20 protein-coding genes and 1 pseudogene are annotated in these 21,340 nt (G+C 71.4%); 17 read left to right on the top strand and 4 right to left on the bottom strand.

What is annotated here, in order from left to right; translation table 11 throughout:
- Window positions 1–56: 56 nt before the first annotated feature.
- Entirely contained in the window at window positions 57–1,223 is a 1,167-nt protein-coding gene (locus ACIBCU_RS14660) for an ROK family glucokinase (protein ID WP_356714477.1), read from the top strand.
- Between the two features lie 90 nt (window positions 1,224–1,313).
- On the opposite strand, the gene ACIBCU_RS14655 is transcribed toward ACIBCU_RS14660, so the two are convergent.
- Window positions 1,314–1,487, bottom strand: a complete 174-nt coding sequence (locus ACIBCU_RS14655) for a hypothetical protein (protein ID WP_399231604.1) — start codon at window positions 1,485–1,487, stop codon at window positions 1,314–1,316.
- On the opposite strand from ACIBCU_RS14655, the gene ACIBCU_RS14650 reads away from it, so the two are divergent.
- From ACIBCU_RS14650 to ACIBCU_RS14630, 5 genes are all read left to right on the top strand, one after another.
- Window positions 1,465–1,974: a hypothetical protein gene (locus ACIBCU_RS14650; RefSeq protein ID WP_362935656.1), complete on the top strand. Its 510-nt coding sequence runs from the start codon at window positions 1,465–1,467 to the stop codon at window positions 1,972–1,974. The genes ACIBCU_RS14655 and ACIBCU_RS14650 overlap by 23 nt on opposite strands.
- A 540-nt stretch (window positions 1,975–2,514) precedes the next feature.
- Window positions 2,515–3,792, top strand: a complete 1,278-nt coding sequence (locus ACIBCU_RS14645; protein WP_399231690.1) for an alpha/beta fold hydrolase — start codon at window positions 2,515–2,517, stop codon at window positions 3,790–3,792.
- 12 nt (window positions 3,793–3,804) lie between these two features.
- Window positions 3,805–4,452 (top strand): MBL fold metallo-hydrolase, encoded by a 648-nt coding sequence (locus tag ACIBCU_RS14640; RefSeq protein WP_362935653.1) that lies wholly within the window; start codon window positions 3,805–3,807, stop codon window positions 4,450–4,452.
- A 34-nt stretch (window positions 4,453–4,486) separates the two neighbouring features.
- Window positions 4,487–5,266 carry an exodeoxyribonuclease III gene (locus tag ACIBCU_RS14635; protein ID WP_362935650.1) on the top strand — a complete coding sequence of 260 codons (780 nt, stop codon included), beginning with the start codon at window positions 4,487–4,489 and terminating at the stop codon, window positions 5,264–5,266.
- Window positions 5,267–5,328: 62 nt separating this feature from the next.
- On the top strand, window positions 5,329–6,078 hold the full coding sequence (locus ACIBCU_RS14630; RefSeq protein ID WP_399231601.1) for a Clp protease N-terminal domain-containing protein: 750 nt from the start codon (window positions 5,329–5,331) through the stop codon (window positions 6,076–6,078).
- Between the two features lie 63 nt (window positions 6,079–6,141).
- Here ACIBCU_RS14630 and ACIBCU_RS14625 read toward each other — a convergent pair whose 3' ends face one another.
- Window positions 6,142–6,921, bottom strand: coding sequence for an SDR family oxidoreductase (locus tag ACIBCU_RS14625; RefSeq protein ID WP_362935644.1), 780 nt, complete (start codon window positions 6,919–6,921; stop codon window positions 6,142–6,144).
- A 107-nt stretch (window positions 6,922–7,028) separates the two neighbouring features.
- On the opposite strand from ACIBCU_RS14625, the gene ACIBCU_RS14620 reads away from it, so the two are divergent.
- The 6 genes from ACIBCU_RS14620 to ACIBCU_RS14595 all read left to right on the top strand — a co-directional run bounded on the left by ACIBCU_RS14620 (window position 7,029) and on the right by ACIBCU_RS14595 (window position 11,670).
- Window positions 7,029–7,490 (top strand): DUF6278 family protein, encoded by a 462-nt coding sequence (locus ACIBCU_RS14620; protein WP_362935641.1) that lies wholly within the window; start codon window positions 7,029–7,031, stop codon window positions 7,488–7,490.
- A 102-nt stretch (window positions 7,491–7,592) separates the two neighbouring features.
- A complete protein-coding gene (locus ACIBCU_RS14615) occupies window positions 7,593–8,336 on the top strand; it encodes an amino acid ABC transporter ATP-binding protein (RefSeq protein ID WP_362935638.1) in 744 nt (247 codons plus the stop codon).
- Window positions 8,337–8,347: 11 nt separating this feature from the next.
- Window positions 8,348–9,262, top strand: coding sequence for a glutamate ABC transporter substrate-binding protein (locus ACIBCU_RS14610; protein ID WP_362935635.1), 915 nt, complete (start codon window positions 8,348–8,350; stop codon window positions 9,260–9,262).
- 16 nt (window positions 9,263–9,278) lie between these two features.
- Window positions 9,279–9,923: an amino acid ABC transporter permease gene (locus ACIBCU_RS14605; protein WP_362935632.1), complete on the top strand. Its 645-nt coding sequence runs from the start codon at window positions 9,279–9,281 to the stop codon at window positions 9,921–9,923.
- Window positions 9,920–10,792: an amino acid ABC transporter permease gene (locus ACIBCU_RS14600; protein ID WP_362935629.1), complete on the top strand. Its 873-nt coding sequence runs from the start codon at window positions 9,920–9,922 to the stop codon at window positions 10,790–10,792. The genes ACIBCU_RS14605 and ACIBCU_RS14600 overlap by 4 nt, the downstream gene beginning before the upstream one ends.
- A gap of 344 nt (window positions 10,793–11,136) precedes the next feature.
- On the top strand, window positions 11,137–11,670 hold the full coding sequence (locus ACIBCU_RS14595; protein ID WP_362935626.1) for an SRPBCC family protein: 534 nt from the start codon (window positions 11,137–11,139) through the stop codon (window positions 11,668–11,670).
- Between the two features lie 32 nt (window positions 11,671–11,702).
- On the opposite strand, the gene ACIBCU_RS14590 is transcribed toward ACIBCU_RS14595, so the two are convergent.
- Window positions 11,703–12,482, bottom strand: coding sequence for an Fpg/Nei family DNA glycosylase (locus tag ACIBCU_RS14590; RefSeq protein WP_399231597.1), 780 nt, complete (start codon window positions 12,480–12,482; stop codon window positions 11,703–11,705).
- A gap of 27 nt (window positions 12,483–12,509) precedes the next feature.
- The gene (locus ACIBCU_RS14585) at window positions 12,510–13,721 is read right to left on the bottom strand and encodes an aromatic acid exporter family protein (protein WP_399231595.1); all 1,212 of its coding nucleotides are present in this window, start codon (window positions 13,719–13,721) and stop codon (window positions 12,510–12,512) included.
- Between the two features lie 369 nt (window positions 13,722–14,090).
- Here ACIBCU_RS14585 and ACIBCU_RS14580 point away from each other — a divergent pair.
- The 5 genes and pseudogenes from ACIBCU_RS14580 to ACIBCU_RS14560 all read left to right on the top strand — a co-directional run.
- Window positions 14,091–14,256: pseudogene (locus ACIBCU_RS14580) on the top strand (tripartite tricarboxylate transporter permease); the annotation flags it as partial.
- A 248-nt stretch (window positions 14,257–14,504) separates the two neighbouring features.
- Entirely contained in the window at window positions 14,505–15,317 is an 813-nt protein-coding gene (locus ACIBCU_RS14575; protein ID WP_399231593.1) for a type VII secretion system-associated protein, read from the top strand.
- The gene (locus ACIBCU_RS14570; RefSeq protein WP_399231591.1) at window positions 15,314–16,555 is read left to right on the top strand and encodes a ricin-type beta-trefoil lectin domain protein; all 1,242 of its coding nucleotides are present in this window, start codon (window positions 15,314–15,316) and stop codon (window positions 16,553–16,555) included. The genes ACIBCU_RS14575 and ACIBCU_RS14570 overlap by 4 nt, the downstream gene beginning before the upstream one ends.
- 146 nt (window positions 16,556–16,701) lie before the next feature.
- On the top strand, window positions 16,702–20,019 hold the full coding sequence (locus ACIBCU_RS14565; protein WP_399231589.1) for a right-handed parallel beta-helix repeat-containing protein: 3,318 nt from the start codon (window positions 16,702–16,704) through the stop codon (window positions 20,017–20,019).
- The gene (locus ACIBCU_RS14560; protein WP_399231586.1) at window positions 20,016–21,254 is read left to right on the top strand and encodes a S8 family serine peptidase; all 1,239 of its coding nucleotides are present in this window, start codon (window positions 20,016–20,018) and stop codon (window positions 21,252–21,254) included. Before ACIBCU_RS14565 ends, ACIBCU_RS14560 begins: the two co-directional genes overlap by 4 nt.
- Window positions 21,255–21,340: the final 86 nt, after the last annotated feature.

Below are 21,340 nucleotides of genomic sequence, written 5' to 3'. Positions count from 1 at the left end.
GGCGCCGTCCGCCGCCGGACGGATCACCGACCGGCCCCCCGACCTGCGCAGGGACGATGAGCACGTACCGCGACTTCACACACCGCGGCTCCGCCCGCGCCACCGTCCTGCGGACCGTCGGCACCAAGGAGCGGCGTTCGCACCTCACGGCACCCAGGGTTCCCACGGTCGGCATCGACATCGGCGGGACGAAGGTGATGGCCGGAGTCGTCGATGCCGACGGCAACATCCTGGAGACCCTGCGCACCGAAACGCCGGACAAGTCCAAGAGCCCCAAGGTCGTCGAGGACACCATCGTCGAGCTGGTCCTGGACCTCTCCGACCGGCACGATGTGCACGCCGTCGGGATCGGTGCGGCGGGCTGGGTCGACGCGGACCGCTCCAAGGTGCTGTTCGCCCCGCACCTGGCGTGGCGCGACGAACCCCTCCGCGACGCCATCGCCTCCCGGCTGGTGGTCCCCGTGATGGTCGACAACGACGCCAACACGGCGGCCTGGGCGGAGTGGCGCTTCGGCGCCGGCCGCGGCGAGGACCATCTGGTCATGATCACGCTGGGCACCGGCATCGGCGGCGCGATCCTCGAGGACGGGCACGTCAAGCGGGGCAAGTACGGCGTCGCGGGTGAGTTCGGCCATATGCAGGTGGTGCCCGGCGGGCACCGCTGCCCGTGCGGCAACCGCGGCTGCTGGGAGCAGTACAGCTCGGGCAACGCCCTCGTGCGCGAGGCCAGGGAGCTGGCCGCGGCGGACTCCCCGGTGGCGCACGGCATCATCGAGCGGGTCAAGGGCAACATCCCCGACATCACCGGGCCGCTCATCACCGAGCTGGCCCGCGAGGGCGACGCCATGTGCGTCGAGCTCCTCCAGGACATCGGCCAGTGGCTCGGCGTGGGCATCGCCAATCTCGCTGCCGCCCTCGACCCGTCCTGCTTCGTCATCGGCGGGGGCGTCAGCGCCGCCGACGACCTGCTGATCGGCCCGGCCAGGGACGCCTTCAAACGCCACCTCACCGGCCGCGGCTACCGCCCGGAGGCCCGCATCGCGAAGGCCCAGCTCGGCCCCGAGGCGGGTATGGTCGGCGCCGCGGACCTCGCCCGTCTGGTCGCCCGCAGGTTCCGGCGGACCAACCGCCGCCGGGTCGAGCGCTACGAGCGGTACGCGCAGTTCTACGACCAGGCCGCGAGCACCATCCGGAACACGCGCAGCACCCGCCCCGTCGAGTGACCGGGGGTCGCGCGCCGCGGCTTCCGGCGCTCCGCACCCCGCTCCGTACCGCAGCTTCGAGGGATCACCGATCATGACCGCAGCCGAGCATCACATCGTGCCGCGCCAGCCTCCTACGTCCGGCCCTTCCGGGTCATCCGGGTCGTCCGGTTCCTCGGGCTCCTCCGGCGCCTCGGGTTCTTCGGGGTCGTCCGGGTCCTCCGGGGACGGCGACGGCACGCCCCCGGAGGACCGGCGCAGGGTGATCAGACGGCGCCTGATCACGCTGACCATCATCGTGCTGCTCATCGGCATCCCGGCCGGCTACCTGGTGATCTCCGCGGGCCAGAGCCGCCGCTCCGGCAAGGACAAGGAAGCCGAGGCCGCAGCCCAGGGGCTGCGCGAGGACTGGCCGTCCGGCATGCAGCGCCGGATCTTCGAGCTGCCCATTCCGGGCAATGCGCAGGGGGTCCAGTACTACGAGACGAACAACTGGAAAGCCAGCCGGATGTACGTGAAGTTCCGTACGACATCCGCCGGGCTCGACCGCTTCCTGAGCGGTGTCGGCACCGGCCGTGCCGCGCTGGAGACCGGCAAGGTCACCATCGGCGAACGGGACATCAAGATCACCGGGTGGTACTTCGGACCGGGCGTCGACTGGGCCGGCACGGTCCACAAGAACAAGGACCCGCGCCCCACCCAGAACATCACCGTCAACATGACCGATCCGGCGGCCCCGGTCGTCTACGTGGTCTCCGCGTCGACCCCCTGACGGGGAGCGGACGGGCTGCTCATTACCCTGGAGCGAGTGAGTGAAGTGAGCGAGACGACCCCGCAGCCCGCCCGGCCCCCGCGGACGGCCAACCCCGAGCCCCTGCAGGGCGAAGTGATCCGGCAGTTGCCCCAGGCCCCCCAGCCCGTGCCCGGCCAGGTGTACGCGCAGGCCCCAGGGCCGGCGGCTGCGCAGCCGCCGCAGGCGGCCGCCCCGCCTCCGCAGCAGGCGCCCGTCCCGGCTCCGCAGCTCGCTTCCGGGCCGCAGTACGCCCAGCCGTACGCAGGTCAGTCCGCCCCGGCGCAGCCGTACGACCAGCCGCAGGTCCCGCAGCCGGCGCCCGCCCAGCCGCACTCGCCGCAGCCCCCCGGGCCGCAGGACACCCAGCCGCAGGCCCCGCCGCCCGCCCCCGGCCCGCAGCACGCCCAGCCGCAGGTACCGCGGCAGCCCCAGGGGCCCGGCGGTGCGCAGCCGGCCGGTCCTGCGGCGCAGGCCCCGCAGCCCGCCCCGGGCCCGCAGACGGCACAGGGGCCCGGGCGGCTGCTGCAGTACCGCTTCGACGGTCCGGAGGACGCCCCCGTCCTGGTCATCGGGCCCTCGCTCGGCACCACCTGGCACATGTGGGACCGCCAGATACCGGAGCTCTCCCAGCACTGGAGGATCTTCCGCTACGACCTCCCCGGGCACGGCGGAGCCCCCGCGTACCCCGCCGCCGCGGTCACCGACCTGGCCGACCGCCTCCTCGCCACACTGGACAGCGTCGGCGTCCAGCGCTTCGGATACGCCGGCTGTTCCATCGGCGGCGCCGTGGGCGCCGACCTCGCGCTGCGCCACCCGCACCGGGTCGCCGCCCTCGCGCTCGTCGCCGCGTCGCCCCGCTTCGGCACCGCCGACGAATTCCGGCAGCGTGGGGTGATCGTCCGCAGCAACGGCCTGGAGCCGATCGCCCGGACCTCCCCGGAGCGCTGGTTCACCCCCGGCTTCGCCGCCGCCCAGCCGGCCATCGTCGAGTGGGCCGTCCAGATGGTCCGCACCACCGACCCCGGCTGCTACATCGCCTCCTGCGAGGCCCTGGCCGCCTTCGACATCCGTACGGAACTGCCCCGCATCGGAGTGCCGACCCTCGTCCTGGTCGGGGCGGAGGACAAGGTCACCGGCCCCGCCGAGGCCCGGACCCTCGTCGCGGGCATCCCGGACGCCCGGCTCGCCCTTGTCCCCGGAGCCTCCCACCTGGCCCCGGTCGAGCAGCCCGCCGCCGTCACCGACCTGCTGCTGATGCACTTCTCGACCGCCTGGCAGGACACCCTGGCGTCGATCCCCGTGCCGCCGTCCCCGGGCTTCTCCGCCCCCGGCTTCTCCGCCCCGTTCGCCCCCGTCGTCCCCGTCGCGGAGATCGCGGCCGCGGCCGACCTGCCCGACGCCTCCCCTACGGGACGAAGCGACCGGTACGACCGGGGGATGAAGGTCCGGCGCGAGGTGCTGGGCGACGCGCACGTGGACGCCGCGACGGCCGCGTCCGACCCCTTCACCGACGACTTCCAGGACCTCCTCACCCGCTACGCCTGGGGCGAGATCTGGAGCAGGGAGGGCCTCGATCGCAGGGCCCGCAGCTGCGTCTCCCTCACCGCCGTCGTCGCGTCCGGACACCTGGGCGGGCTCGCGCAGCACGTCAGGGCGGCCCTGCGCAACGGGCTCACACCGGTCGAGATCAAGGAGGTGCTGCTCCAGACCGCCGTCTACTGCGGCATCCCGGCGGCAAGCGCGGCGTTCGAGATCGCGCAGTCCGTGATCCAGGAGGAAACCACCCCGCCCGCGTAGCAGGATGGGTGCATGAACGCTTCGTCTCTCACCCTCACCAAGAAGATTCACTCCTGCGTCCGCCTGGAGCGGGACGGGCAGACGCTCGTCATCGACCCCGGTGGGTTCGCCGAGGACGACGCCGCGGTCGGTGCCGACGCGATCCTGGTGACGCACGAACACCCGGATCACTTCAACGAGGCGCGGCTGCGCGCGGCGTTGGCGTCCAATCCCGCCGCGCGCGTGTGGACCCTGCGCAGCGTGGCCGAGCAGGTGTCCGCCGCGTTCCCGGGGCGCGTGCACACGGTCGGCCACGGCGACACGTTCACCGCCGCGGGGCTCGACGTACAGGTGCACGGAGAACTGCACGCGGTGATCCACCCGGACATCCCGAGGATCACCAACATCGGTTTCCTCGTGGACGGTTCGGTCTTCCACCCCGGCGACGCCTTCACGGTGCCCGACCACCCCGTGGACACGCTGATGCTGCCGGTCATGGCCCCCTGGAGCAAGATCTCGGAGGTCATCGACTACGTACGCGAGGTGAAGCCGCGCCGTGCGATCGACATCCACGACGCCCTGCTCACCGACCTCGCCCGCCCGATCTACGACACGCAGATCGGCGCACTGGGCGGCGCGGACCACGGCCGGCTGGCACCGGGCGACGCGACCCGTCTCTGACCCGGCTGTCAGTGGGAGCGGTTAGGTTTACTGCATGCGCATCGCCACGTGGAACGTCAACTCGATCACCGCCCGGCTCCCCAGGCTGCTGGCCTGGCTGGAGAGCAGCGGCACGGACGTGCTCTGCCTCCAGGAGACCAAATGCACGCTGGAGCAGTTCCCCTCCGAAGCGCTGCGCGAGGCGGGTTACGAGTCCGCGGTCAACGCCACGGGCCGGTGGAACGGCGTGGCGCTGCTCTCCCGCGTCGGCCTCGCGGACGTCGTGACGGGCCTGCCCGACGGCCCGGACTACGAGGGAGTGCAGGAGCCGAGGGCCGTCTCGGCGACGTGCGGCCCCGCCCGCGTCTGGTCGGTCTACGTCCCCAACGGCCGCGAGGTCGCCCACGATCACTACGCCTACAAGCTGCGCTGGCTGGAGGCCCTGCAGAAGGCCGTCGCCGCGGACGCGGCGGGGACGCTGCCGTTCGCGGTCCTCGGCGACTTCAACATCGCGCCGACGGACGACGACGTCTGGGACCCGGCGCTGTTCGTCGGCGCCACCCACGTCACCCCCGCCGAGCGGGCCGCGCTCGCGACGCTGCGCGAGGAAGGGCTCTCCGACGTGGTGCCGCGCCCCCTCAAGTACGACCACCCGTACACCTACTGGGACTATCGCCAGCTCAGCTTCCCGAAGAACAAGGGCATGCGCATCGACCTGGTCTACGGCAACGCCCCCTTCGCGGCGGCGGTCAAGGACAGCTACGTCGATCGCGAGGAGCGCAAGGGCAAGGGAGCCTCCGACCACGCCCCGGTGGTCGTGGACCTCGACGTCTGACGGCCGGTTTCAAGTGTCAACTTCGGGTTGACGAGTCATGGGTGTCAACCTAGGGTTGCCTCATGACGAAGCCGCTGCGCGCCAATCCGCCCATCCGCCTCGACGACCTGATCGACGCGATCAAGGAGTCCCATAGCGACACCCTGGAACAGCTCTCCGGAGCGGTGGTCGCCGCGGATCACCTGGGTGAGATCGCCGACCACCTCATCGGTCACTTCGTGGACCAGGCGCGCCGCTCCGGTGCGTCGTGGACGGACATCGGCCGGAGCATGGGCGTCACCCGGCAGGCGGCCCAGAAGAGGTTCGTGCCCAAGAAGCCCGGCGAGGCCTCGGACCTGGATCCGAGCCAGGGCTTCGGCCAGTTCGACCAGCAGGCCAGGAACGTCGTCATGGGCGCCAGCAACGAGGCCCACGCCGCCCGCAACGACGAGGTGGGGGTGGGGCACCTGGTCCTGGGCCTCCTGGCCGAGCCGGACTCCCTCGGTGCCCAGGTGATCGTAGGGCAGGGGGTCTCACTGGAAGCGGTCCGGGAGGCGGCGGCACTCGCCCTGCCCGCTGCGGCCGGCGAGGTGCCCGATCTGATCCCGTACGACGTGGGGGCCCGCAAGGTCCTCGAACTCACCTTCCGGGAGGCCCTGCGCCTCGGCCACGACTTCATCGGGACCGGGCACATCGTGCTGGCCGTGCTGGAGTTCGAGGGAGGCGCGGGCGTGCTCACAGGGCTGGGCGTCGACAAGGACGTGGCGTCGTCCGACGTCGCCGCGGCGGTCGCCGCCGAAACCGGGGAGCCGGCCCCGGACGCCCGGAGCTGAGAACGCGAACGCGCTGCGGATGCCGCCCCTTGCCGGGGCGGCATCCCGCGTATCCGGATCGCCTCAGTGCACGGAGAACCCGCCGTCGACGAACAGCGACTGCCCGGTGACGTAGGTGGAGGCGGCACTCGCGAGGAACACCGCGGCGCCCGCGAAGTCCTGGGCCAGCCCGTTGCGTCCCACCATCGTGCGGGCGGCCAGCGCCGCCACCCGCTCGGGGTCGGACGACAGCCGCTCGTTGAGCGGCGTCATCACGAATCCGGGCACCAGTGTGTTGCAGGTGACCCCGTACGGCGACCATGCCTCGGCCTGCGAGCGGGCCAGTGACTCCAGCGCGCCCTTGGAGACCCCGTACGCCCCGCTCTGCACGAACGCCCGGTGCGCCTGCTGGGAGGTGATGTGGATGATCCGGCCGAAGCCGCGCTCCGCCATGCCCGGTCCGAACCGGCGGCCCAGCAGGTAGGGGGCCTTGAGGTTCACCGTCATCGTGGTGTCCCAGACGTCCTCGTCGAGCTCGCTCATCGGCGGCCGCAGGTTGATGCCCGCGCAGTTGACGAGAATGTCGGGCTCGCCGAACGCGGCGGCCGCCCCCTCGCCGGCCGTACGCACGCCTTCGGTGGTCCCGAGGTCGGCGCTCACCCAGGCCGCCCGGCAGCCGTCGGCTTCCAGTTCACCGACGGTCCGCACCAGTTCCGCCTCCCTGCGTGCCACGACCACGACGCTCGCGCCGGCGTGCGCGAGGGCGCCTGTGATGGCCCGGCCGATGCCGGAGCTGCCGCCGGTCACCACGGCGACCCGGCCTTCCAGCGAGAAGAGTTCGGAAAGATAGTTCTGCGACGTCATCCTCTTACCCTAAAGAGGTGGCCGGCGGGTGTACGGGGTGGGTCCCGGGACCGGAACAATCGCGCGCCCTGCGGTGCGGAAGCCGTCCGGGATGGGATCCTGGTGGTATGAACATTCCCTTCCTGGACAACTGGCGGAAGCGCCAAGGCGGTACACGGGCGATGGCTCTGGCGGCCGCCGTCGAGACCGATCCGGACGGGGTGGCCGAGCTGTTCGCGGAATGCGAGTTGCTGCGCGCCCGGGCAGGGCAGTGCGGCCTCGAACTCGACGACAGCCCCGCCTCGTTGTCCGCGCTCGACCAGCTGACGCCGATCTGGCGGGACGACCCGGAGGAGCTGCCCTGGGTGGGCAACGACGCGGGCCTCTACCTCGGCACCGTACTGGTGCGGACCGTCCCCGGGGCCGCCTGGGACATCCTGGCCGGCGGAAAGCCCGTGGTGCGCCTGGGTTCCGGGCGGGAGATCGATGTGGTCACCGCCGGCCTGGACTGGGCGATGTCGGGAAGCCCCGAGCTCTCCGAGATGTACGCGGAGTCGGCGGAGAGCGGCCCCGAGGCCAAAACGCGATAAACAGCCTTATGTGCCGCCGGTGCGTGTCGGCCCCGAAGCGCGTGTTCACCCCGGATAGTTTGCGCTGACCTCGACACAAGCGATAAGTGGGTAGGGCAGCGTATGGCCGTCGATCCGTTGATCGAGCTGCGGGACGTCAACAAGCACTTCGGGAAGTTGCACGTACTGCAGAACATCAATCTCACCGTCGGCCGCGGGGAGGTGGTGGTGGTCATCGGCCCCTCCGGATCGGGTAAATCAACGCTCTGCCGGACGATCAACCGGCTCGAGACGATCGAGTCCGGTCATATCGCCATCGACGGCAGGCCGCTCCCCGAGGAGGGGAAGGGCCTCGCGGAGCTCCGGGCCGAAGTGGGCATGGTCTTCCAGTCGTTCAACCTGTTCGCCCACAAGACCGTGCTGGCGAACGTCTCGCTCGCCCAGCTCAAGGTCCGCAAGCGCAAGAAGGACGAGGCCGACCAGCGCTCCCGGGAACTTCTGGAGCGGGTCGGGCTGGCCTCGCAGGCGGACAAGTTTCCCGCGCAGCTCTCCGGCGGCCAGCAGCAGCGCGTCGCCATCGCCCGCGCCCTCGCGATGGACCCCAAGGCGCTCCTCTTCGACGAGCCCACCTCCGCCCTGGACCCGGAGATGATCAACGAGGTCCTCGAAGTCATGCAGCAGCTCGCCCGCGAGGGCATGACCATGGTGGTCGTCACGCACGAGATGGGCTTCGCCCGGTCCGCGGCCAACCGCGTCGTCTTCATGTCCGACGGATGCATCATCGAGGACCGCACGCCGGAGGACTTCTTCACCTCCCCGGAGAGCGACCGCGCCAAGGACTTCCTGTCCAAGATCCTCAAGCACTGACAGGGGGCACCGTGTTGCGTACGAGGAACATCGCGGCCGTGCTGGTCTGCCTCCTGATCGCCGCGCTCTCCGCCGGCTGCGGCAGGGAGGGCAGCCCGCCGGTCAAGGGGCCGAAGGCCGGGGCGCTGCCCCGGTACAAGGTCGACACCAACTTCTCACTGCCGGAATCCAAGACCTGGAAGAAGGCCAAGAGGCGTGGCTATCTCGTCGTCGGCGCCAAGGAGGACCAGCCCTACCTCGGCGAGAAGGACCCGGCCACCGGGATCTACTCCGGCTTCGACATCGAGATCGCCCGCATGATGGCGGCCTCCCTCGGCTTCGATCCGGACACGATCCGCTTCCGGACCATCGCCTCAGCCAACCGGGAGACGGCACTCCAGAACGGGCAGATCGACTACTACGTCGGCACCTACACGATCAACGACATGCGCAAGAAGCTCGTCGGCTTCGCGGGGCCCTACTACATGGCCGGCCAGGGGCTGCTGGTGCGCACCGACGAGAACGACATCCACGGCCCGCAGGACCTGGCGGGCAAGACGGTCTGCTCGGCAGCCGGGTCCACGCCGTACCAGCGCATCGCCGCCGACTACCCCGAGGCGAAACTCGTCGCCTATGACACGTACTCGATCTGCGTCGACAACCTGCTGACCTTCCAGGTCGACGCCGTCACCACCGACGACGCCATCCTGCTGGGCTTCGCCGCCAAGGCACCGGACGAGATGAAGGTGGTCGGCAAGCCCTTCTCCGAGGAGCCGTACGGCATCGGCCTCCCGCGCGGTGACAACGCGCTGCGCGCCGCACTCAACGACGCCCTGGAGGCCAACGAGAAGAACGGCAACTGGAAGAAGGCGTTCGAGGCGACTCTGGGCCTGTCCGGGGTACCCGCCCCGAAACCGCCGCCCATCGACCGCTACCCGTCGAACTGAGGGGCCGGCCACCACCATGGATGTACTGACAGAGAACTGGTCGCTCTACGGCAAGGGCTTCCTCGGCACCGTCGAACTCACCGTCTACGCCTCGATCCTGGCGCTGGTGCTCGGCTTCGTCATGGCCTCGTTCCGGGTCGCGCCGGTCGGCTCGCTCCGGGTGATCGGCACCGTCTGGGTCGCGGTGCTCCGCAACACCCCGCTGACCCTGCTGTTCTTCGCCGTGCTGCTCGGTCTGCCGCGCTTCGGCCTGGTCCTGCCCTTCCAGGTCTTCGCGGTCCTCGCCCTCGGCTGCTACACCTCGGCCTTCATCTGCGAGGCCCTGCGCTCCGGCATCAACACCGTGCCCACAGGACAGGGCGAGGCGGCCCGGAGCCTCGGGATGTCCTTCGGGCAGACCCTGGGCAACGTGGTGCTGCCCCAGGCCTTCCGCTCCGTGATCCCGCCGGTGGGCTCGACGCTCATCGCCCTCGCCAAGAACTCCGCGATCGCCGGGGCATTCAGCGTCACCGAGCTGCTGGGCACCTACAAGACCCTCAACGAACTCGGCTACAGCATCATCTGGTCCTTCATCTGGATCGCCGTCGGCTACCTGATCATCACCCTCGCCATCAGCGCGATCTTCAACGTGTTGGAGAAGCGCTGGGGAGTCGCCCGATGACCCACTCCACCGCCTCCGCCTCCGCGCTCTACGACATCCCCGGGCCCGCCACCCGCAAGCGGCACTTCCTCTACGGCATCGTCTCGACGGCCGTGATCCTCGTGGTGCTCGGCTGGATCCTCTATCTCCTCTTCGACACCGACCAGTTCACCAGCGACAAGTGGACGCCCTTCACCTACAAGGGCATCCAGGAACTGCTGCTGCGCGGACTCGGCAACACCCTGAAGGCCTTCGCGTACGCCGCGGTCCTCTCCCTCGCGCTCGGGGCGGTGCTCGCCGTCGGGCGGCTCTCCGACCACAGACCGGTGCGCTGGATCTCGACGCTGCTGGTCGAATTCTTCCGGGCCATGCCCGTGCTGGTGATGATCTTCTTCATCTTCGTCGCCCTCAAGGTCCAGCCGCTGCCGGCGCTGGTGGCCGGACTGACCCTCTACAACGGGTCCGTGCTCGCCGAGGTCTTCCGGACCGGGATCAACTCCGTGGAGCGGGGACAGCGGGAGGCGGCGTACGCGCTGGGCATGCGCAAGACGCAGGTCACCACCCACGTCCTGGCCCCGCAGGCCGTCCGAGCGATGCTGCCCACCATCATCAGCCAGCTGGTGGTGGCGCTCAAGGACACCTCGCTGGGCTATCTGATCACCTACGAGGAGTTCCTCCACGCAGGCAAGCTGATCGCGTCGAACCTCGACTACGATCTGCCGTTCATCCCCGTGGTCATGGTGATCTCGCCCATCTACATCGGTATGTGCATGCTGCTCTCCTGGTTCGCCACCTGGGTGGCCAGACGGCAGCGGCGCAATCCGAAGACGGAGGGGACGGGCGTCGCCGCCGCCGAACCCGGAACGGTGCTGCCGGGCCGTCTGCAGTAGCCCTGGATCCGCCCGGCAGCAGCCGGTGATCACTCCTCGACCCGGCACCGGTACACGATCCGTACCGGTGCCCGGTGGGGGAGAAGGTCAGCTGCGCGCCGGCCGGGTCGCGGCCGCTGCGGCGAGGACCGGCGAAGGTCACGAGGCGACGTGTGACCGGCCTGGACGCCGTGGGCGTGGAGCGCGGCTCCACGCCCACGGGGAAACGGCCGTCCCGATGCCGGACCGCGGCGATCCGCGAAGAGGCGAGGGGGTGTCGCACCCCCGGTCGCACCCCGGGAGGGAGCTCGTGGAATCCTCCCTCGCGGAAACGGCGAACGACCGTTTCCGCAGGGGGAGTTGTCATGCGATACGCCGATGGGCCCAGCACGCACCGTGAGATCCGGATCTCCGCCGGACCCGCGCGCGTCTGGGAGATCGTGGCCGATGTCGAGGCCATGGCCGGATGGAGTCCCGAGCTGCTGGAGGTGGAGTGGCAGGACGGCGCCACCTCCCCGGCGGCGGGCGCGCGCTACATCGGGCACAACGAGCACCCCGTGAACGGCCGTTGGCGCACCATCGCCCACGTCACCGAGTTCGAGCCCGGCCGGACCCTCACCTGGTGCGTCCTGGACGTCGACGGCCGCTACGGCGAGTCGGCCGAGGCGCCGGAACACCGGATGGCGACCTGGTCCTTCACGCTCGCCCCCGACGGCGACGGCACCGTGCTGCGTCAGTCGGTCACGATCGGGCCCGGTCGCAGCGGACTCAGCGCCTACATCGAGCGTACGCCCGAGCACGAGGAGGCGATCATCGCCTACCGCTTCGACGAACTGGGCAAGGGCATGGACGCCACCCTCGAGGGCATCAGGGCCGCGGCGGAGCACCGGCAGGGCTGAGGGCGGGCCGGGATCCTCACGGCCTGCCCTCGTCAGGTCTGGCAGTGCGGGCACCAGACCGTGCGGCGGCCGGCCATGCGCATCGATTCCAGGGGCCTGCCACAACGAGGACAGGTCGGTTCCGACGCGTCTCTCCGGCCGGTCAGCCATGAGGGCTCGGGGGGTACACGCTCGGCCCTCACGGACGTACGCAGGACGCGTTCCATCGTCCCGTGGACGCGTCGGCGGGCTGCGGCGTCCAGGTCGCGTGCCGGCGTCCGCGGGTCGACACGCGCCTGCCAGAGGATCTCGTCGCAGAGCAGATTTCCGAGGCCGGCCACGACCGACTGGTTCATGAGCGCGTTCTTGACCGGGGCCCGTCGCCGGGACAGCGCGTCCTCGAACTCCGTCGGCGTCACGGTCAGGGCGTCCGGACCGAGCTTGCCCAGAAGGCGGTCGAGGGCGGGGCCCCGCATCCAGGAGATCCCTTTCAGCTTGCGCTGGTCGCGGTAGCGCAATTGCGGCCCGTCGTCGAGCGTCACGATCAGGCGGTCGTGCCGGTGGATCCGTTCCTGAGGGGAGCAGCACCGCAGTGAGCCCGTCATACCGAAGTGCCAGGCGAGGGTCCGGCCGTCGCCCGCGGGAACCAGCAGCCACTTGCCGTGGCGCCGGGGCACGCCGAGCCGCGCCCCCGTCAATTCCCTGCGGAGCCGCTGTTCGGAGACTCCCTGGAGCACCCCGGCGTCGAGCACGTCCACACCGGTGACACGCCGCTGTCCGCCGCAGACGGCCAGTTGCCGGCGGAACCCTTCGACATCAGGCAGTTCGGGCATGGGCCCCGGCCGGTCCGGTGTCCTTCTTCAGGCACCCCGTGTCGTCCATGACCCCTCCTTCGCCGCATCGAGCAGGACCTGGCAGGTGTAGCGGAACTCCTCCGTGAGCCGGGTCGCCTCGGTGACGAGGACGCCGTACGGGACGGTGGGGTCGGCGAGGGACAAGGACAGGCGGTCGGTCACCTCGATCACCTCGTCGCGGCGCGCTTCGGCCTCGTCGGTGAGGCGGTCCAGCCGTTTCGCCTGCTGCAGCAGGGTCGTCTCGTCCAGCGTGGTCAGCACCTCGGTGACCGCGCCGCCCGCCTCCAGGAACGCCCCGTACCGCTGCAGGAAGGGCTGGAGGGCCTCGCCCCCCTCGCGGGACCGGTCGAGGCCGCGGGTGAGGGCGGCGACCTGGTAGAGCATGCGCTCCAGGGCGCCGAGCACGGCCTCGTACCCCTGGAAGCCCGGGTGGCCCCGGTAGCGGCGCCACAGGCGGCGCGGATTGAGCAGGGTGCTCTCCTTGGCTGTCCGGAGCCCCGACTGGGCCTGTTTGATCATCTCGCCGGTACGCGCCGCGCGGGTTCGCCACTTCGCGGCGGTGTCCTGGTCCGGCACCTGATCGGCGAGCACCGGATAGATGTCGGTGAGGAGGTCGTGGAGGGTCCGAGCGAGGTTGTGGATGCTGTACTCGGCGCTCCGGTAGCGCAGGGGAGGGGCCACGAGGATGTTGACGGCGGTGCCGATCGCGCAGCCGATGAGCACGAGCACCACGATCTCTCCCAGCCGGAAGAACCGTTGCGCGTCCCCTGACGACGACGTGTAGGTCGAGAAGGCGAAGAAGGCGGCGGTGGCGACCTGCGGCCCCTGGACACCCAGAACGCTCCAGCGGCCGATCGCGAGGGCGATGAGGGCCACCAGCACGAAGGTCAGCAGATCCGGGCCCGCGAGGTAGCCGAGTGCGGCTTGGACCAGTACTCCCGCGACGACCGCGCCGACGTACCGGAGCGACTGTACGACCGAGCGGTAGACCGTCACCTGCATGATCAGTACGGCGGAGAACGGCGCGAATGCGGGCGAGGCGGCGTCCAGGACGTCGTACGCGATCACCCAGGCGAGGGTGGCGGCGAGGGTGCTCTTCCCGACGACCATCAGGGTGGCGCGCTCGTCACCCGCGTACGAGAAGGCGCGCCGCCACCACCGGGCCGCGGCGGTGAGCCGCCCTGCTCCCGCTCGCTCGTTCACGAAGCCGTCAGCCATGAACGTCCACGTCCTCCTTCGATCAGAACCCGTTGGGCCGGCGCCCCGGGCAGGGGGCGGAGGACATATTCGTTCCCGAAACGGAGCGACCGAATCCACGATCCGGGCGGAAGACACATGCAGGACGCGCGGGTCTCCGACGCGGCGACATGTCGTGCGGCAGGGGCGCAATCCTGCCGGGCAGTTGATCGCCAAGAAATAACTGGCGTGGTGCCGGCTCCCGCACGCCGGACCGGTCGGTGATCTCGTCCGCGACACGCGGGGAACAGGCGAGGTGGGCCATCCGGCCGGGGCACGACCTCTGGATGGGCCGCCACCAACACCGCCTGCAATGCCGACTTCGTCCGCTGGTCCTGGGAGCGCGGGGGCGCCACCACCGCCGTTCTGCTCGGCGCGTTCACGATCTACGGAATCCAGCCCGGCCCGCTCCTGTTCGACAACCAGCCCACCCTCGTCCGGGGCCTCCTCGCCTCCTTCTTCATCGGCAATGTCACCCTGCTCCCTGCTGAACCTGCCACTCGGCCCGGTCGCGGCGTCTCCGGGTGGCTACGGTTGCTTCCACGCCGACGGTTACCGTCATTTTGTCCGTCGGTGCCTGACCCCTCCCGGATCGTTCTCGATTCGGGCAGCAGGCGGGCGCGCGGGGTCCCGATACGGAGCTGTGGCGGGCGCCCACGGACGGGGCCGGTGTGGCATCCTGTTGGCTCGGTTTGATCAATGTCGGCGTGCGCTCATATCGTCCGGCACTCAAGGATTCGTACGGACCCAAGAGTTCAGGTGGAGATGCGGCCCGGAGAACGGCAAGAGGGCGGGCAGGGCGCCCAGTCATTCGTGCCTGATGCCTCCGCTCCGTCCGCTGACCATCAGTCATTCGCGACCGGTGCCGACGAGGTCGCGGACCTGCCCGAGATACCCGAGGCCGTGCGGGACGCTGCCCGCCAGGCGCCGGGGCACTGGATCGGGGTGGCGGACCCGGAGTGGGCCGAGGACCGGACGCCGCCGGAGTGGGCGGTGCTGGGGGAGTGGCGGTCGGACGACGAGGGGAGCGTGGGGGAGTACCGCTCCAATCCCGTGTACCGCCCCTCGGCGCGGATGCTCGGCTGGCCTGAGCCCACCGACCCGGTGGACGCGGCGGCGCAGCGGGCCGCCACCGGCTACGGCACGGTGGAAGCGGCGCTCGCGGCGCTCGTGGACGCGGACATCACCGTGGTGCGCCGACCGGACGGTGGGCCGCTCATGGCCGCCGGGCGGGACGGGGTCCCTGTGGTGCTGCTGTTCACCTCGCCGGCACACGAGTTCATGTCCACGGCACTTCACCATGACACGCTGCCGGCAGAAGAACTGGTCCGCTCGCTGAGCGATCCCGGCACGCTGTTGATGGTCAACGCCGGAGCCGCGGCGCCCCTGCTCGTGCCGGCAGGCAGTCTGCCCGCCCCCGTCCGCGGGGCGGGTGGCGAGAAGGCGCCCGCCGAAGAGATGACCGAAACACCTTCCGGCGCGGCGGACCGTGCCGGTGCTCCGGCCGCGGGCCCCTCCGCGGACCGGGCCGACAGCCCTTCTGAACCCTGGCCCCACACCACAGGGAGAACCCCGTGACGCGTTCGGCTCAGCAACCCCCTGCCTCCCCGCGGGTTCGCGCGGAGTCCGGTTCCGAGAGCGAGGAGACGGCCGCGGCCGCCCTTGCCGAGCCCAGGTCCGGGACCGAGCCCAAGTCCGAGCCTGGGCCCAGGACCGGGACCGAGCCCAAGTCCGGTCCTGGGCCCGGGCCGGCGGAGGCGAAGACCGGGGCGGAGGCCCGCGCGGAAGCAGGTGAGGCGGAGGAGACGCCGAAGGCCGGTGCGGAAGCCGGTGAGGCCGAGAAGAAGACCAGCGAGGGCGCGACCGCCGAGCCCGAGTCCGAGGCCGAGCCACGGACCGGGACCTCCTCCGGGACCCGGTCCGAGGCCGACCCCGGTGCCGCTGCCGCAGCGCAGAGCCGGCTGCCCGGGCTCGTGCGTACCATGACCGCCACCGCGATCGGCCGGCCGCAGCAGACCGGGCCGGTGGGGCGACCGGGCAAGGCTGTGCTGGCCGGGGCCGCGATCGCGGGCGCGCTGCTTGTGTCGGTGCCGTTCCTGGTGCTTGCCGCGGACGACGACAAGGACCCCGAGCAGCCGGCCGTGGCGGCCGGGACCGTGCTCACCGGCAGCGGACAGGAGACGCCGGGCGAGTTCGCGGTGACTCCGACCGAGGCCGGTTCCCCGAGCGCCGGCAAGGACGACACCGACAAGACCGAGAAGCCGGCGAAGACGGTGCAGCAGGCCCCCGCGTCCGCCCCGGCGGCGGGCACGTCCAAGGAGACACCGAAGAAGGACGACGCCGAAAAGCCGGCCGCGCCGAAGAAGCAGAGCACCGAGCAGAAGTCCGGCAGCACCAAGAACAAGCCGGCCGCTCCTCCGGCCGTCACCTTCAGCGCCCCCGTCTCCTTCCGCAGTCATCTCTCGGGCCGTTGCATCGACGTACCGGGCCATGACTTCAGCGACGGCAAGGCGCTGCACATGTGGGACTGCAACAACGCCCCCGCCCAGAAATGGCAGTTCGCGTCCGACGGCACCATCCGCATCCAGGGCCTGTGCCTGGACGTGGCCAACGCCAACTTCAGCGACGGCACCGTCATCCAGATCGCCCGGTGCAACGGCAACAACGCCCAGAAGTTCGCCCTGAACGGCGCGCACGACCTGGTCAACACCGTCGTCGGCATGTGCGTCGACATCGCGGGCGCCAACCGGGAGAACCGGGCAGCCCTGCAACTGCTGAAATGCTCGGGGAACCCCGCCCAGAAGTGGAGCACCTGACCGCGACCCTCGACGCCCGGAGCGGCGCTCCAGAACCCGCAGGTCCCGGGGGCGAGGCATGATGGCACCGTCGGCTCCCCGACACGCGTCCCCGGCGAAGAGGGGGGCGCTCGCTGAAGACGTTGCCGTAGCAAGGAGGTTGGTGCGTGTCGCGCCAGGTACTGTCGGTCGGCCCCGATAGCAGGGACCGCTACCGGACGATCGGTGAGGCACTCGCCGCTGCCCGTACCGGTGCGCTCATCAGCATCCGGCCCGGGACGTACGCGGAGAACCTCGTCATCCACACCAGGGTCACCCTCACCGCCGCCGACGGGCGGGGCACCGTGGAGATCCGGCCGCGTTCGGGCAGCGCGGTCGCGCTGCGCGCCGACGCCGTGATGCTCTCCGAGCTGACCCTGCGCGGCGGCGACGCCGAGCTGCCGGCCGTGGACGTGCGGCGCGGTCAGGCCGCGTTCGACGGCTGCGAGATCGTCGGCGCCGCCTGGACCGCGATGCTGGCCGGGGGCACGGGCTCCCTCGCGCTGCGCGACTGCCGGGTGAGCAACCCCCAGGGCGCTGGCATCGTGGTGACCTCGAACGCGCCCACCACCGTGGAGTCCTGCACCTTCGAGCACCTGGGCACCAGTGGCATGGTCCTCGCGGAGCAGGGGGAGGCACGCATCCGTGACTGCACGGTGCGCGGCGCCCGTGGAAACGGCCTGCTCGCCAACGGTGAGGCCCGTGGCAGCGTCGAGGACTGCGACATCTCCTCCACCGACAAGCCCTCCATCGCCCTGGAGGAGAGCTGCGCCGTCTCGGTGATGCGCACCGTGGTGCACGACACCAGCACCGGTGTGCACCTGAGCAGCGCGGGCCGTACGACGCTCGAGGACGTCCGCGTCACCGGTGCCTCGGGGAACGGGATCACGCTGGCCAGGGGCACCGATCCGGTGTTGCGCCGCTGCCGCGTCTCGCGCACCCGCGGCCACGGCGTACTGGTCACCGACCGGGCGCGCGGCACCTTCGAGGACTGCTGGGTGGACGGCGCGCAGGGCGCGGCTGTGAGGGTCGCCGGGGCCGCCTCCCCGGCGCTGACCGGACTGACGGTCCGCGACTGCGACGGGGCGGGGCTGCTCCTGGAGGAGGACTCGGCGCCGGAACTGGACCGCCTGGAGGTGATCGGCGGTTCGCCCGCGGTCGCGGTGCTGGGCGGCGCCAACCCGCTGCTGCGCCGGGCCCGGCTGGTGGAGCCCACCGGCGACGGCATCGCTGCCACCAAGGACGCCAGGGGCCGCGTCGAGGACTGTGAGATCGTCCGGCCCAAGGGCGCGGGTGTGCGCGTGGCCTCCGGCAGCACCCTCTACCTGGCCGGTGGAGGGGTCTCCGACACCGCCACCAGCGGCCTGGTCGTGGAGGACGGGGGCAACGTCACCGTCCGCGACTTCCGCGTGGAGATATCCGGCGAGGAAGGTGTGGTGGTCGCAGCGGGCGGCGAGCTGACCGCCAACCGCACCGCCGCGCACGCCCCCAGGGGGCACGGCTTCCTGCTCCGTGAGGGCGCGCTCGCCTCGCTCAGCGGTTGCGAGGCCACCGGTGGCGCTCAGGACGGCTTCCGGGTGGAGTCCACCGCGCCGGTCTCGCTCGTCAACTGCCTCGCCCGGGAGAACGAGGGCGGCGGCCTGGTGCAGACCGCGCCCGGCGAACGGCTCGCGGTGGAAGGCCTGAACAGTGTGGGCAACGGCAAGCGGGACGCCTGGGGCACCGGCAGCGCCGAGAACACCGACCCGGCCGGCTCCGGCGCTGCGGACGCGCCCCCGCCGGACCGCGCGGACGGCCCGCTCGGCGCCCTCAACGCGCTGATCGGCCTGGAGAACGTCAAGCAGCAGGTGGGCACCCTGGTCAATCTGACCCAGCTCGCCCAGCGCCGCGAACAACTCGGCATGTCCGCACCGCCGATGAGCAGACACCTGATCTTCGCGGGCCCGCCCGGCACCGGCAAGACCACCGTCGCCCGTCTCTACGGCGCGATCCTGGCCGAGCTGGGTTCGCTGCGCAGCGGGCATCTGGTGGAGGTCTCACGTGCCGACCTGGTCGCACAGATCGTCGGCGGCACCGCGATCAAGACCACCGAGACCTTCCAGAAGGCGCTCGGCGGCGTGCTGTTCATCGACGAGGCGTACACCCTCACCTCGGACAGCGGTAACGGCGGGGCCGACTTCGGCCGCGAGGCGGTGGACACCCTGCTGAAGCTGATGGAGGACCACCGCGACGACGTGGTGGTGGTCGCGGCCGGCTACTCCCGTGAGATGGATTCCTTCCTCGGCTCCAACCCGGGTCTGGCCTCCCGTTTCTCGCGGACCGTCGAGTTCGAGAACTACTCGGTGCCCGACCTGGTCGCGATCATGGAGAGCATGTGCGCCCAACATCAGTACGAGCTGGGCGAGGGAACAGCGGCGGCGCTGGCCGCGCACTTCGGGGCGATGCCGAGGGACGCCGGCTTCGGTAACGGCCGTGCCGCACGGGGGGTGTTCGAGGAGATGGTGGACAGGCAGGCGGTCCGGCTCTCCGCGCAGCCGCAGGTCAGTGAGCGCGATCTCCGGCTGCTGCTGCCGGACGACGTCTCCGCCACCGCCGCCGCGGCGGCCACCGACACCGCAGTGCCGGACGACGACCCGCTGACCCGTCTCGGCGACATGATCGGCCTGGCCGAGGTGAAACGCGAGGTGGCGGACCTGGTCAACCTCATCACCACAGCCCGCCACAGGGCCGCGGCCGGGCTGCCGGTCCCCTCGCTCAGCAACCACCTGGTCTTCACCGGCCCGCCCGGCACCGGCAAGACCACGGTCGCCCGTCTCTACGGGGAGGTCCTGACCCAGCTCGGCATCCTCGACAGGGGCCAGCTGATCGAGGCCGCCCGCGCCGACCTGGTCGGCCGCTACATCGGCCACACCGCCCAGCTCACCCGCGAGGTCTTCGAACGGGCACGCGGCGGTGTGCTGTTCATCGACGAGGCGTACACCCTCACCCCGCGCGGCGCGGGCGCGGACTTCGGCCAGGAGGCGGTGGACACCCTGCTGAAGCTGATGGAGGACCATCGCGACGAGGTGGTCGTCATCGTCGCCGGCTACACCGACGAGATGGAGCGCTTCCTCGGTTCCAACCCGGGCCTGGCCTCCCGCTTTCCGCGCCGGATCGCATTCGCCGACTACTCCTCCGAAGAACTGGTCACCATCGTGCGCGCGCAGGCCGCGAACATGGGCTACGAGTGCGGGCCCGGCACCGGCCCGTTGCTCAAGGAGTACTTCGACGGGCTGCCGAGGGACCGCTCCTTCGGCAACGCCCGCCTGGCCCGTCAGGTGGTCGAGTCGATGGTCACCCGCCAGGCGGGACGGCTCAGCTCGCTGGCCGCGCCCACGCTGGACGACCTGCGCATCCTCCGCCCCGAGGACGTCACGGCCGCGGCACCGAAGGTGACTCCCCGGTGAGGCCGCCCGCCCGCCGGGCCGCCCGCCTGCTGTCCGGCGCCGGTGTCGCCGCCGCCCTGCTGCTGCCCGCGGGCGTTCCGGCCCAGGCGACGCCCCCCTCGCGCATACCGGCGGCCGACGGAGCGAAGGGCCAGGAACTGCCCGGTATGCCCTCCGCACTCGATCCGGAGGCCGAGGAGGTGGCCTGCACCCCCGCTTCCAGGGAGCAGGCGAAGAAGCAGGACTGGTCACGTCAGCGCCTCGACCTGGACCGGCTGCACGGGCACAGCACCGGTGAGGGCATGACCGTCGCACTGATCGACACCGGAGTCGCCACCGGGGCCGCCGGCCTCGACGGCCGGGTCTCGGCCCAGGGCGCGGCCGGTGACGACTGCGTCGGGCACGGCACCTTCCTGGCGGGGCTGATCGCCGGGACCGGCGGGGACAACCCGCGACTGGCCGGGGTCGCCCCGAACGCGAAGGTCCTGGCCCTGCGCGGCACCGACCCGCGTGGGCAGGCAAGTCCCGCTCTGGTGACGGAGGCGCTGCGCGAGGCGACCGCGGCCCGGGCCGATGTGATCGCGGTCGCGGTGGCCCTGCCGCGCCGGGACGCGGCGCTGACCCGTGCGGTGGCCGAGGCCCGCCGCGCGGGCGTGGTGGTGGTGGCCGCGGCCACCCCGGATCCGCCCCGGAGCGGTACCGACGAGATCCCGTCCCGTACCTACTGGCCGGCCGGTGAACCCGGCGTTCTCTCGGTCGCCGACATGCTTCGCACCGGCGTCCGCCCGGACGGCTCCCTGCGCACCGACGGCGTCGACCTGGTCGCCCCCGGCGCCGGGGTGGTCTCCGGCGGCCCGCGCGGCGACGGCCACTACCTCGGCGCGGGCGCCTCGGTGGCCACCGCCTACGCGGCCGGGGCTGTCGCGGTGGTTCGTGCCGCCTATCCGGGTGAGGCGCCCGACGACGTCATCCGCCGCCTGACGGCCACCGCCTACCCCGCCGACATCCCTCAGCTCGACCCCTATGCCGCCGTCACCACGGTCCTCGGCGCCCCCGCTCCATCCGTCGGCGGCGAGCGCGCCGCCGATCCCGTGACCGTACGCGACACCGCTGCCGCCGACCGCGCCACCAGCCGTGCCACGCTCCTCGTCCTCATCGGCGCCGCCGCCGTCCTCGCCGTCCTCTGGGCAGGTTTCGCCGTCTCCCGGGCCCGCGCCCGGGGCTGGCGTCCGGCGGGAGCGGGCGGAACGGAATGAGCAGAAGCCCGGAGCACGACGGCTGAAGCCGTAAGCACGACACCCTCCCGAGGCGCTCCGCGGGAGGGTGTCGTCGTGTGCGAACC

This window comes from Streptomyces sp. NPDC051064 (genome assembly GCF_044455985.1).
In the GTDB taxonomy this organism is placed as follows: Bacteria; Actinomycetota; Actinomycetes; order Streptomycetales; family Streptomycetaceae; genus Streptomyces.
The sequence above is the reverse complement of the archived record's forward strand: the minus strand, read 5'-3'. Positions and strand labels throughout refer to the sequence as shown.

What these genes read in the sequence shown, in the direction of transcription:
- ACIBCU_RS14620 (WP_362935641.1), top strand. Translation starts at nt 7,029, where the DNA reads ATGAACATTCCCTTCCTGGACAACTGGCGGAAGCGCCAAGGCGGTACA.
- ACIBCU_RS14590 (WP_399231597.1), bottom strand. Translation starts at nt 12,482, where the DNA reads ATGCCCGAACTGCCTGATGTCGAAGGGTTCCGCCGGCAACTGGCCGTC.
- ACIBCU_RS14605 (WP_362935632.1), top strand. Translation starts at nt 9,279, where the DNA reads ATGGATGTACTGACAGAGAACTGGTCGCTCTACGGCAAGGGCTTCCTC.
- ACIBCU_RS14600 (WP_362935629.1), top strand. Translation starts at nt 9,920, where the DNA reads ATGACCCACTCCACCGCCTCCGCCTCCGCGCTCTACGACATCCCCGGG.
- ACIBCU_RS14585 (WP_399231595.1), bottom strand. Translation starts at nt 13,721, where the DNA reads ATGGCTGACGGCTTCGTGAACGAGCGAGCGGGAGCAGGGCGGCTCACC.
- ACIBCU_RS14660 (WP_356714477.1), top strand. Translation starts at nt 57, where the DNA reads ATGAGCACGTACCGCGACTTCACACACCGCGGCTCCGCCCGCGCCACC.
- ACIBCU_RS14635 (WP_362935650.1), top strand. Translation starts at nt 4,487, where the DNA reads ATGCGCATCGCCACGTGGAACGTCAACTCGATCACCGCCCGGCTCCCC.
- ACIBCU_RS14595 (WP_362935626.1), top strand. Translation starts at nt 11,137, where the DNA reads ATGCGATACGCCGATGGGCCCAGCACGCACCGTGAGATCCGGATCTCC.
- ACIBCU_RS14630 (WP_399231601.1), top strand. Translation starts at nt 5,329, where the DNA reads ATGACGAAGCCGCTGCGCGCCAATCCGCCCATCCGCCTCGACGACCTG.
- ACIBCU_RS14640 (WP_362935653.1), top strand. Translation starts at nt 3,805, where the DNA reads ATGAACGCTTCGTCTCTCACCCTCACCAAGAAGATTCACTCCTGCGTC.
- ACIBCU_RS14625 (WP_362935644.1), bottom strand. Translation starts at nt 6,921, where the DNA reads ATGACGTCGCAGAACTATCTTTCCGAACTCTTCTCGCTGGAAGGCCGG.
- ACIBCU_RS14575 (WP_399231593.1), top strand. Translation starts at nt 14,505, where the DNA reads ATGCGGCCCGGAGAACGGCAAGAGGGCGGGCAGGGCGCCCAGTCATTC.
- ACIBCU_RS14615 (WP_362935638.1), top strand. Translation starts at nt 7,593, where the DNA reads ATGGCCGTCGATCCGTTGATCGAGCTGCGGGACGTCAACAAGCACTTC.